The organism is Terribacillus sp. FSL K6-0262 (assembly GCF_037977385.1).
In the GTDB taxonomy this organism is placed as follows: Bacteria; Bacillota; Bacilli; order Bacillales; family Amphibacillaceae; genus Terribacillus.
In genome coordinates this window covers 3,152,892-3,164,973 of record NZ_CP150277.1, presented here as the reverse complement: position 1 = coordinate 3,164,973, position 12,082 = coordinate 3,152,892, and the positions used below count along the sequence as shown (strand labels likewise).

At 48.0% G+C, this 12,082-nt stretch carries 12 protein-coding genes; all 12 read right to left on the bottom strand.

Features of this window, described 5'->3' with window-relative positions; genetic code table 11:
* Positions 1-121: 121 nt before the first annotated feature.
* Complete coding sequence (gene spo0A, locus MHI54_RS16265; protein ID WP_095215350.1) at positions 122-910, bottom strand: sporulation transcription factor Spo0A; 789 nt, start codon at positions 908-910, stop codon at positions 122-124.
* Positions 911-1,151: 241 nt separating this feature from the next.
* On the bottom strand, positions 1,152-2,417 hold the full coding sequence (gene spoIVB, locus MHI54_RS16260; RefSeq protein WP_095215351.1) for a SpoIVB peptidase: 1,266 nt from the start codon (positions 2,415-2,417) through the stop codon (positions 1,152-1,154).
* A 158-nt stretch (positions 2,418-2,575) separates the two neighbouring features.
* Complete coding sequence (gene recN, locus MHI54_RS16255) at positions 2,576-4,300, bottom strand: DNA repair protein RecN (protein WP_340082027.1); 1,725 nt, start codon at positions 4,298-4,300, stop codon at positions 2,576-2,578.
* Between the two features lie 24 nt (positions 4,301-4,324).
* Positions 4,325-4,774: a transcriptional regulator ArgR gene (gene argR / locus MHI54_RS16250; RefSeq protein ID WP_095215353.1), complete on the bottom strand. Its 450-nt coding sequence runs from the start codon at positions 4,772-4,774 to the stop codon at positions 4,325-4,327.
* Positions 4,767-5,624: a TlyA family RNA methyltransferase gene (locus MHI54_RS16245; protein WP_095215354.1), complete on the bottom strand. Its 858-nt coding sequence runs from the start codon at positions 5,622-5,624 to the stop codon at positions 4,767-4,769. The genes argR and MHI54_RS16245 overlap by 8 nt, the downstream gene beginning before the upstream one ends.
* A 4-nt stretch (positions 5,625-5,628) precedes the next feature.
* Entirely contained in the window at positions 5,629-7,524 is a 1,896-nt protein-coding gene (gene dxs / locus MHI54_RS16240) for a 1-deoxy-D-xylulose-5-phosphate synthase (protein ID WP_340082026.1), read from the bottom strand.
* Positions 7,525-7,812: 288 nt separating this feature from the next.
* Positions 7,813-8,700, bottom strand: a complete 888-nt coding sequence (locus tag MHI54_RS16235) for a polyprenyl synthetase family protein (protein ID WP_340082025.1) — start codon at positions 8,698-8,700, stop codon at positions 7,813-7,815.
* Complete coding sequence (locus MHI54_RS16230; RefSeq protein WP_093728508.1) at positions 8,701-8,934, bottom strand: exodeoxyribonuclease VII small subunit; 234 nt, start codon at positions 8,932-8,934, stop codon at positions 8,701-8,703.
* The gene (xseA, locus tag MHI54_RS16225) at positions 8,927-10,273 is read right to left on the bottom strand and encodes an exodeoxyribonuclease VII large subunit (RefSeq protein WP_095215356.1); all 1,347 of its coding nucleotides are present in this window, start codon (positions 10,271-10,273) and stop codon (positions 8,927-8,929) included. Before xseA ends, MHI54_RS16230 begins: the two co-directional genes overlap by 8 nt.
* A 14-nt stretch (positions 10,274-10,287) precedes the next feature.
* Entirely contained in the window at positions 10,288-11,148 is an 861-nt protein-coding gene (gene folD / locus MHI54_RS16220) for a bifunctional methylenetetrahydrofolate dehydrogenase/methenyltetrahydrofolate cyclohydrolase FolD (RefSeq protein ID WP_095215357.1), read from the bottom strand.
* 14 nt (positions 11,149-11,162) lie between these two features.
* Positions 11,163-11,546, bottom strand: coding sequence for a transcription antitermination factor NusB (nusB, locus tag MHI54_RS16215; RefSeq protein WP_095215358.1), 384 nt, complete (start codon positions 11,544-11,546; stop codon positions 11,163-11,165).
* A gap of 123 nt (positions 11,547-11,669) precedes the next feature.
* The gene (locus MHI54_RS16210; RefSeq protein WP_158221503.1) at positions 11,670-12,059 is read right to left on the bottom strand and encodes an Asp23/Gls24 family envelope stress response protein; all 390 of its coding nucleotides are present in this window, start codon (positions 12,057-12,059) and stop codon (positions 11,670-11,672) included.
* Between the last annotated feature and the right edge of the window lie 23 nt (positions 12,060-12,082).

The window sequence follows — 12,082 nt, the reverse complement described above, 5'->3', positions numbered from 1 at the left end:
GGACAGACCCGATAAATTAGGACGCTCATACATTTTCGAATATTTATTTATACATTGCCGATAGGAGTTTATCGGTATATTTCCGCAGAGTTTAATGTAAGAATCACATAAGAAGAACGGCTTAGGAGGCACGGTGCTCCAGCCGCAAACGGTCCGCCACCATCGCAATGAACTCGGAATTGGTCGGCTTTGCTTTGGAGATGCTTACCGTGTACCCGAACAAGGAAGAGATGGAATCCATATTGCCGCGGTTCCAAGCTACTTCGATGGCATGGCGGATTGCCCTTTCCACACGGGAAGCAGTGGTATTATATGTTTTGGCGATATCCGGATAAAGCACTTTGGTTATGGAGCCAAGCAAGTCGATATCATTGTAGACCATCGTGATGGCCTCACGCAGGTACATATAGCCTTTGATATGTGCAGGCACACCGATTTCATGGATGATGTTCGTGATGCTTGCTTCCAGATTCGGTTTCTTATCCCGTTTCTTCTCTTTTGTCACTCGGATCGGACTTGCTTCGTAGCTTCCGCCATGCCCGCTCACTTGACGGATCTGAGCTGCCAGGTTCTCCAAATCGAAAGGTTTAAGGATAAAATAAGCAGCGCCTAGATCGACAGCCTTCTTTGTCACTTCTTCCTGGCCAAAGGCTGTCAGCATGATCACATGCGGCATCGGTGCGGATGTTCTCTCCCGCAGTGTGCGGAGAACCGCCAGACCATCGACATGCGGCATGATGATGTCAAGGACGACGACATCCGGCTGGAGATCTTCCAGCATATCTAAACAATCTTTTCCATTATAAGCAGTGCCAATTACCTCTATATCGGATTGGTCTTCGAAATATTCCTCCATAAGCTGCACAAGCTCTCGATTGTCATCGACCAAAACTGCTTTAATCTTTTCCATTCCCAGCTTCCTCCCTTAATATCCCTTATGATTCCACGTTATAGTTTCGACACATCAAGGTCAATTCCTGCCAAATTGAAAAAAACCTCGCTTTTATTTCCAGCGGATGAAATTCTGCCCATCATTCGACAGCATCCGACGCAGTGTGTTCCGAACAGATGTTTCTTGTCTTTACAGTATAACGTATGACTTGAAAAAGAAAAAGACAATCCCATTCGTGAACGAACAGGAATTGCCTTTTTCAGCTAGCTTTTTTATCGCTTTTATAAATGTCGATACCTGCTTCCTGCAGCATCCATTCGATATGCACACCGTAGCCGGATGTCGGATCATTAACGAATACATGTGTCACGGCACCGATCAATTTACCATCCTGGATGATCGGGCTTCCGCTCATTCCTTGGACGATTCCGCCGGTCTTGGCAAGCAGACGCTTGTCTGTCACCTTGATGATCATTCCCTTTGTTGCCGGGTGATCCTGTGGTACACTGTTGACGATTTCCACATCGAATTCTTCAATCTTTTCTCCATCCACCACTGTCCGGATGACTGCCGGTCCTTTCTTCACTTCCTCACTCAATGCAATGGGCAGTGCTTTTGCTTCTTCCTTTTGACGCATATCACTTTCCAATTTGCCAAAAATACCAAAAGGGCTATTTTTCGTGATGGTTCCGATATAATTGCGGTTCATGCTGAATTCAGCGAGTTTTTCCCCTGGTTTGCCATTGTTTCCTTTTTGGATGCTCGTCACATTTGATCTGACGATTGTCCCGTCATGAATTTCAATTGGCTTTTGTGTATCCATATCCGAAATGACATGGCCCAAAGCACCATAGTTTTTCGATTCTGGATCATAGAAAGTCATGGTCCCGATACCTGCGGCTGAATCCCTGATATAGAGACCCATCCGGTATTGCTTGTCTTTTTCATCGAGTGCCGGATTCAATTCGGTTGTCAATGTCTGATTGCCGCGTTTCACTTTAATGCTGACTGGTTTCCCTGCCTTGCCAGCTTTTTCGATCAGCGGAGCCACTTCTTCCATTTTGCGGATTTCCTGACCGTCTATTTCCAAAAGGATATCCCCGGTATAAATGGCAGCATCCTCGCCAGGCGAAACAGTTTCCACCGCAGTCCGCACTTGATGATGGCCGACAACAAGAACACCCAGTGTATGGAGCTTCACCCCGACGGAATGACCGCCCGGGACGATCCGTATATCGGGAATGACGTTTACAGCAACCTTTTTGACAGGTATGCTGCCCAATGTATAGACAAGGTCTTGCTTACCAGTCGATTGACCGCGGAAAGCCTCCTGATCAAGTGCTTCTACAGCTTTTCCGTCACCAAAAACCGGAAGAGCTTCGGAAAGATCATTATTTGAAAACAAGGTCAATGTTTTGGGTATGCTCAGAAAGGACTGTACAGGTTGGGTCAATGGCGCCGCTACCAGCAAAGCAAGCAGGCAAAGACCAATGGCGAAGCGCAGTGCGTCTATCCTTTTCTTCATTTTCTCATCTCCTAGAAGTCCTATCCCTCAGCAGTTCAAGCTTGTTTATGTACTTCTAGTTTGACTTTCACGAGAGCATTTTAAACCCAGAAAACATCAGAAAAAGCGCCTATCTTTTCCTATGTATAAAACAAAGATCCTGCCGATATCAGGCAGGATCATGTTTGTTTGTATTGGCCGGCAAGCGTTATAAGTTCCTTTGCATGCTCTTTTGTCTTTTCCGTCAGCACCGTTCCGGTCATCATTCTGCTGATTTCCTCCACAGCAGCTTCCTGTCCGAGCTCGGTGACGGAAGTATGCGTGCTATCATTTTCCACATGTTTTTCGATCAGCAGATGCGTATCAGCCATTGATGCCACCTGCGGCAGATGTGTGATGCATAATACTTGAGATCCGACAGAGATACCGTAAATCTTCTCTCCTATCGCTTGTGCAACACGGCCGCTGACACCAGTATCCACTTCATCAAAAATGACACTCGTCACCCCTTGATGTCGCGAGAAAATACGCTTCAGTGCCAGCATGATACGGGATAATTCCCCTCCTGAAGCAACTTTGTGCAGCTCTTTCAGCGGTTCTCCCGGGTTTGTGGAGATATGGAATGTAATCGCATCAAAACCGTCTGCCGTTAATTGGACAGGCATCCCGTCGATTTCGGGATCGCCAGGCTTCCCGGCTTTGTACTGCACATCGACATGGAAACGGGCTTTCTCCAAGTACAGATCCTTCAGTTCCTCATGGATCGCATCCGTAAGCTGGCTAGCAGCTTGTACACGCAAATCATGCAGCTGCCTTGCCTCCAGCAAAGTATCTTCGCTGAGTTCCGCAATTTGCTGCTCCAGCTGGTGGATATGGGAATCACGGTTCTGAATACGATCGATTTCATCCTCTATACTGGCTGCATATTCCAGGATTTCTTCGACTGATTGCCCGTATTTCTTTTTCAATCGGTTTATTTCATTCAATCGCATTTCAATTTCGTTCAATCGTTCCGGATCATACGAGAGTGCGTCCAGCTGGCTGCTCAGCTGGAAAGTGAGATCCTCCAGCAAGTAGTATTGCTCGCTGATCATTTGATGATGCTTCTGGATATCGTCATCATAGGAACTCGCCGATTCAAGGCTGGCTAAAGCATGCCCTACCCAGTCCAAGCCTTTTTGTTCCCCGTAAAGTGCATGATAGGCATCATGGAGCGATTGATATATCCGTTCAAAGTTCATCAGCTTCGTCCGCTCTTCTGTAAGCTGCTCATCCTCACCCGGCTGAAGTGCAGCTTCTTTCAATTCATTATATTGAAATTGAAGCAAGTCAAGACGCTGCGCCATTTCCTGTTCATTTGTATTCCATTCCTTATATCGTTTTTTCAATTTCTGAAGCTCTTTGAATTGAAGCGTATAAGCCTCTTTTGCTTTGCTGATTGCATCGGCATCGTATAAATCAAGCAACTCGATATGCTTATCCGCATCCATCAAGGATTGCGTTTCATGCTGGGTATGGATATCAATCAATGATTTCCCGAATTCACGCAAAATCGCCAAAGTCACCAGCTTGCCATTGACACGGCAAATGCTTTTTCCGCTGGTTGTCATCGTCCTCTCCAGCACGATCATCCCATCATCGATATCGACACCGAATTGTTCTCCGATGGCATATATCGGATGATCAGGCGAATCAATGATGAATAACCCTTCCAGCTCGGCTTTCTTCTGACCATGGCGGATAAATTCCACGGAACCCCTTCCGCCGCTTAACAGCTGGACTGCATCAATGACAATGGACTTACCTGCACCAGTCTCTCCGGTCAGCACAGTAAGCCCTTCTTTGAAATGGATCCTTATATGGTCGATGATCGCAAAATCCTTGATCGAAAGCTCTGTAAGCATAATATCCCCTCATTTCACTTCCGTTTACAGCATGGACAGCAGTTTATCTTTGATAAGTTCCGTATCTGCCTCAGTACGGCAAATGATCAGAATCGTGTCATCCCCGCTGATTGTACCTAGGATCTCTTCCCAATCCAAGTTATCCAAAAGGACGGCCAGTGCATTCCCATTACCCGGCAGCGTCTTAAGCACAATGAAATGGCTCGTCGTATCAATGCTGACAAAAGCATCCATGATAAGCCGTTTCAGTTTTTCAAGCGGATTGAATCGATTATCCGCCGGCAAGCTGTACTTGTAAGACCCCTCCAATGTCGGAACCTTGACAAGATGCAATTCCTTGATATCACGGGAAACGGTCGCCTGGGTCACATTGAACCCGAGATCTTTCAAATGTTCGACCAATTCATCCTGCGTCTCGATATCATTATGTGTAATCAATTCGCGAATTTTGATATGCCGTTGAATTTTACTCATTGTCTTCCTCCATCGCTTCCCTTGATACGCCTTTTTTCGCAGATAGCTGCTGATGCGCATCCTCGACGACTGATTTGATTGCCTCTGTATCAGGGAAGTCACCTGCATTATCTTTATCCCAAGCCAAGTGTGCCAGGAATTCGATATTTCCGTCCCCGCCGGTTATTGGCGAAAAAGTCAGTCCTTCAAACTGAAAACCAAGAGATTGACCGAATTTCAGGGTATCTTCCAATACTTCCATGTGTACGCTGCGATCACGAACGATCCCTTTTTTACCGACCTGTTCACGTCCTGCTTCGAATTGCGGTTTGATGAGCGCCACCACATCACTCCCTGAAGCAAGGATGTCCTTCAATGCAGGTAAAATCAAACGAAGGGATATGAAAGATACATCGATCGATGCGAAATCCGGCAATCCTTCCGTCAGCATATCCGGTGTGACATAACGAAAATTGGTCCTTTCCATTACCACTACACGCGGATCGTTGCGCAGTTTCCAATCAAGCTGATTGTAGCCGACATCGATGGCATAGCTGCGTGCAGCACCACGCTGCAAGGCGCAATCGGTGAATCCCCCCGTCGAGGAACCGATATCAACCATCGTCCTTCCCGTAACATCGATGCCGAAATAGTCCAAAGCCTTTTCCAGTTTGAGACCGCCCCGCCCAACATAAGGGATGACCTTGCCTTTTACAGTCAAGTCAGCGGTATCATCAACTTTCATGCCTGGTTTATCCAGACGGTCCTGGCCGGAATATACGAGTCCTGCCATGATTGTCCGTTTTGCTTTTTCCCTTGTTTCAATTAGTCCCCTCTCGACGAGAAGAACATCCAATCTCACTTTAGCCATTCACTCAAGCCCTTTGCTGTTCATTCATTCGTACTATTTTCCGGAGTTTGTCAGCTGCATTTTCCTTCGTCAATCCAACTTCCTCCATCTGTTCCGGTACGCTTCCGTGCTCAACGAAGTAGTCAGGCACACCCATTCTCCTGACAGTAGATGCATCATAGTCATTCTCTTCGGCGAATTCCATCACGCCGCTGCCGAAGCCGCCTTTGAGAACGGCTTCCTCAATAGTCAAAATCGGCAGTCCTGAGGCAAAAATCCCATGCAGCATTGCTTCGTCCATTGGTTTGATGAACCGGGCATTCACGACACGGACAGAAATACCATCAGCTGCAAGTGACTCGCTCGCATCCAAGGCCAGCGGAATCGTTGTCCCGAATGTCAATATGACAGCATCCGTTCCTTCTCTCAGCACTTCCCAGCTGCCGATCGGCAATGCATGCGTGGTATCATCCACTGGAATACCAAGCGCATTACCGCGCGGATAACGCAATGCGATCGGTCCTTCTTCATGCGCCAATGCTGTATGCACCATATGCTGCGCTTCATTTTCATCCTTCGGCATCATGATCGTGAAATTCGGCAGCGCACGCAGGAATGAAATGTCGAATACACCCTGATGCGTCTCTCCGTCTGCGCCGACAAAGCCTGCCCGATCGATACCGACAAAAACATTGAGATTTTGTCTGGCAATGTCATGAAGCAGCTGATCATAAGCTCGCTGCAGGAAAGTGGAGTAAATGGCCAGGAAGGGTTTCACACCTTGAGTCGCCATGCCGGCAGCCATGGTTGTGGCATGCTGCTCAGCGATTCCGACGTCGAAAAGCCGATCCGGCATTTCTTTTTTGAAATTATCCAGCTTCGATCCGAGGATCATTGCGGGTGTGATGACTGCAATCCGTTTATCCATACGTGCCTTTTCCAGTACTGCTTCACTGATCACCTTGCTCCAGGCTGGTGCAGTGGCAGAGCTTTTGATCTTTTCACCGGATTCGATCTTATAGGGGCCGACACCGTGCCAATTATCTGTCGTATCTGTTTCGGCAGGTTGATAGCCTTTCCCTTTCTGGGTGACAACATGAATGATTTTTGGTCCTTTTGTCTTTTTGGCATAGCTTATCGCCTCTTCCAGGTCCCGGAAGTCATGCCCGTCAACAGGCCCGAAATAAGTAAAGCCCAGCTCTTCAAAGAACATGCCGGGAACCATGAAATATTTCATGCTATCCTTCATACGCTCTGCGGCAGTAGCCAGCTTGCCGCCGACAGCAGGGATTTTTTTGAGCAGCGTTTCCATTTCATCCTTTGCACGCCTGTACTTACCGGCACTGCGCATTCTGCCAAGCACATGATGCAGGGCACCGACATTATTCGCTATCGACATCTCATTGTCATTCAGTATGACGGTGATATTCTTTTTTTCATCCCCGATATTGTTCAGTGCTTCCAAGGCCATACCGCCTGTCAGCGCACCATCCCCAATGATAGGCACTACCTCATAATCCTCGTCCATCATATCCCTTGCCGCTGCCATTCCCATTGCAGCAGAAAGCGATGTGGAACTATGTCCTGTTTCCCACACATCATGTTCGCTCTCGATTCGCTTCGGGAAGCCGCACAACCCTTTGTATTGCCGCAATGTATCGAAGTCAGCTGTTCTGCCGGTCAATATCTTATGGATATATGCCTGATGCCCCACATCCCAAATGAATTTATCCTGCGGACTGTTGTATGCTTTATGCAAAGCGAGTGTAAGTTCCACAACACCCAGATTCGCTCCCAGGTGCCCTCCTGTGATGGACAGCTTTTCGATCAGGAATGTCCGGATGGAAGCTGCAAGCTCACGAAGCTCCTCATTGGACATTTCCTTCAAGAATGCCGGATTCTTAATTGCTGTTAAATCCATATTACCTTCCCCTTTTGTCATCAGCCTGATCAGCCAGACAGCATAGTATAAATAGGTACATTTCTGCGCCGGACGAAGAATTTATTCCTGTAGGCCTTTACCCTGTTTTTTCCTGCCTACATCATATCCAGACAATTTCTGCACTTTCGGCCGTGCAGGAGCCTATTTAAAAATAGCCGCTAGCACATATGTGATAACGGCGTTTTCTATGTTCGTACGTATCAGTTCTGTCCTATATTCCTAGTAGCAATATATCACAGTTGGCCTCAAGCTTACAATCAATAACAGTCAGCTCGTCCTCCTGCTCAAATAGACAGTCAGCTCATGCAGTCTGGATGACTTGATAATCGCTTGCTCCAGGCATTGATGGGCAAGGTCGACATACTTCTCCATTTGTTCTTTTGCTCCTTCAAGACCAAGCAGTTTTGGATACGTACTTTTTTTGTTCGCTTCATCACTGCCGACCGGCTTTCCGATCACGGATTCATCACCGGTCACATCCAGGATATCATCTTGTATTTGGAAGATCAGGCCGATATACATACCGAACTGCTTCATCAGCTCCAGTGTTTCCTGCTTGGCTCCAGCCAAAAAGGCACCGGCAACGATCGCATATGTTAATAACTTGCCCGTTTTCAGAATATGTATTTGCTCTAATTCATGCAGCAGGCTCTCTTTTCCTTCTGCTTCCATATCAAGAGCTTGGCCGGCAATCATGCCCGTCGCACCGGCTGCTTCCGACAGATAGGACATAAGAAATACCTTCTCATCGGGCCTCAAATCGTCCGCTTGCCCGATGACGGAAAAACTTCTTGTCAATAGTGCATCGCCTGCCAAAATGGCTGTAGCCTCCCCGAACTTCTTGTGATTCGTCAGCTGTCCGCGGCGATAATCATCATCGTCCATTGCCGGCAGATCATCATGGATCAAGGAGTAAGTATGCACCATTTCAAGTGCGGCAGCTGCCGGCAGAACCCTATCGCCTTGACCGCCGAAGGATTCGAATGCTGCCTGCATCAAAATCGGGCGGAGGCGTTTTCCCCCAGCCCGCATGCTGTAAAGGACGGATTCCGATAGAGCAGCCGGAAGCATCTTATCCTTTTCGAGCAAACCGATCATATACATATTGATGCGATGCTGCTCCGTCTTCAAATAATCCTGCAACGATTCACTCACTCAGTCTTCCTCCTGTACAGTGAATGGCTCGGTTTCACCGGCATTATTCACGATTTCCACCATTTGCTTCTCGACTTGCTCCAGTTTATCGCCGCAAATCTTGGAGAGCTTCATACCTTCCTGGTAATAGCCGATTGCCTGCTCAAGCGGTACATCACCTTGCTCGAGCTTGCTCACAATCTCCTCCAGCTGCTGCATCGCTTCCTCGAAGCTTTGTTTTTTCTCCTCAGCCATTTGTATCCTCCTTTACTTCCTTGACGATACAATCTATCGTGCCATCTGCAAGATGGATTTGCACATCATCGCCTTCGGTAACCTGATCCACGCTCTTCAAAAGGGTTTCCTCTTTATAGGAGATGCTATATCCCCGTTTCATCGTCTCCAATGGGTTCAATAAGGATAGCTTATTGATTTGATGAAGGAACTTCTGCCGCTCTCCTTCATGTCTCTTTTGCATAGCCTGCTGCAGCCTGTTTTGCAATACTGCCAGCTGCTGTCCATGATGCTGCGCCTGCTTGCCCGGATGTACAAGGGCAAGGCGATTCATCAGTGCCGTAAAGTGCTGCCTCCTTGCTGAAACAGCAGACGCCCCTGCCCTGCCCAGCCGATCGGAAAGCTTATCCAGTTCTATTTCCTTCTGCCTTAACAGCTGTTCAGGATAGCGGAAGGCATATGATCCCCGAAGCTTGGCTAGCCTGTTTGCTTCCTGCCGATAAGATTGACTTACAACGTACTGCATCCTATTGGTGAGCTGCGCTATGCGGTGCTGCAGCTCCTCCCGTGCCGGAACAGCCAATTCAGCGGCTCCGGTCGGGGTAGCGGCCCGGACATCGGCTACGAAATCACTGATCGTGAAATCCGTCTCGTGCCCGACAGCCGAGATGATCGGTATGCTTACACGGTGGATGGCACGGGCGACCATCTCTTCGTTGAAGCTCCAAAGCTCTTCGATCGAGCCGCCGCCACGTCCGATGATCAGGACATCGAAATCATGCTCTTCTGCATAAGACAGCGCATGGACAAGCGACGGAGCGGAACGATCACCTTGCACGGAAACAGGAAGCACCGTCACTCTGACAATCGGATAGCGCCGTTTGATCGTTGTCAGGATATCCCTGACAGCTGCTCCGGTCGGGGATGTAATGACGCCGATATGCTCGGGATAAGCAGGAAGGGCTTTTTTATGATCAGCAGAAAACAGCCCTTCCTTTTCCAGCTTCTCTTTCAGCTGTTCATAGGCCTGGTAAAGTGCCCCAACTCCATCCGGCTCCATATGCTGGATATAAAGCTGATATTGACCCTGGGGCTCATATAAGCCAATCTCACCGCGGATAAGGACGGTCATGCCGTTCTCCGGGACGAATTTCAGGCCTTTATTTTGTCCGGCAAACATGACGGACTGGATCCTGGCTCCGTCATCTTTCAATGTCATATACATATGGCCGCGGCTGTGATGCTTGAAGTTGGATATCTCCGCCCTGAGCCAGATATCCTTCAAATGCTTGTCCGTTTCCAGCTTCCGCTTCATGTAACGGGTCAGGGCGGTCACGGTCAAATAACGATCATCACTCATGCTGGATTTGCTCCTTATACGACTGCCGCTGCCTGGCGTCTGGCTGCTTTTATCGTATTGTGCATCAGCATGGTGATGGTCATCGGTCCTACACCGCCTGGTACCGGTGTGATGATCGAAGCCACTTCTTTCGCGTGTTCGAAATCGACATCACCTGTCAGCTTACCGGCTGCATTTCGATTGACACCGACGTCGATCACGATGGCACCTTCCTTGATATCCTCCGCCTTGATCATATGTTCACGGCCGACTGCTACGACAAGGATATCTGCTTGCTTCGTAAAGCTTCTGAGGTCCGGCGTGCGTGAATGGGTATGGATGACAGTCGCATGCTCATTGAGCAAAAGCTGTCCGACTGGCTTGCCGACAATATTGCTGCGTCCGACGATGACAGCAGTCTTGCCTGCAATATCAACATTTTTCGATTTGAGCATCTGAATGATGCCATAAGGTGTGCATGGATAATATGTATCTTCCCCGAGCATCATTTTCCCTACATTGGCAGGATGGAACCCATCTACATCCTTCTCCGGATCGATGCTGTCGATGACAGCTTGTTCATCGATATGGGCTGGAAGAGGTAATTGGACCAGGATTCCATTCACGTCCTTATCCGAGTTCAGACGCTGTATGAGATCCAGTAATTCCGTCTGTGTCGTCGAGCTTGGCAGCTCGATCAGCTCTGAGCTGATCCCGATTTCTGCGGATGCCTTCTCTTTTCCTTTCACATAAGATCTGGAGGCAGGATCGTCTCCGACTAGAACAACGGTCAGATGAGGCAGAATATCTTGTTTTTTCAATGCTGCTGCTTCTTGTTTCAGTTCTTCCCGAATAGTTGCTGCGAGTTCTTTACCATAGATCAATTCTGCTGTCATGCTCATCCGCTCCCTTAGTTTTTAATGATTCTGGATAGTACTCCATTAACGAATTTACCGGATTTTTCATCCCCGAACAAGTTGGATATCTCAATGGCTTCGTTGATGACTACGCCTTGCGGTACATCTGTGTGATGAAGCAGCTCATATACGGCTATACGCAATGCCGTCTTCTCCACACTGGCAAGCCGATCGAATGACCAATTCTCCAAATGCTCGGCAATTTTCGCATCGATTGCAGCTTTATGCTCCAATACACCGTTGATGAGGCTTGCCAAAAAAGCATTCTCAAGCGGCTCTCCTAATACATTTTCCACAGCCTCTTCCGGCTGAATATCGTTCATGTCCAATTGAAAGAGGACCTGGAAGGCAGTTTCCCGTGCCGTACGTCGTTTCATATTCTATCTCCTTTTAACTTATCTCATCAAATCATAACATGATATATAGGGTTAAATCTATCTTTGAACAAAAGAAAAGACCTCGGGGCGGAACCAGCCAAGGTCTTTTCCAGCGAATACGGTCTATTCGACAGTGTCCGCTTTTTGTTCGAGTTGTATACCTACAATATGGACATTGATCTCTTTCGTCGCAAGTGCCGTCATCGTCTGTAAAGCCTGGCGGATGTTCTGCTGGACGTTTTTTGCAACTTCAGGCATCCTGCAGTCGGCACTGACGGTGACAAAGACGTCGATGGCGACTCCTTGCTCCGTCAGTTCTACTTTGATGCCTTTCCCATGCGCCTTCTTGCCCAGCTTTTCTGCGACTCCCGTAGCAAACCCGCCGCGCATCGATATGACACCTTTCACTTCACTTGCTGCAATTCCTGCTATCACCTCGATGACGGCAGGCGATACCATGACATTGCCAAGCTCGCCTTTATGACCGATCGATACGAAAGATTGCTCTTGCAAAGATCTCACATCCTTTAGGTTTT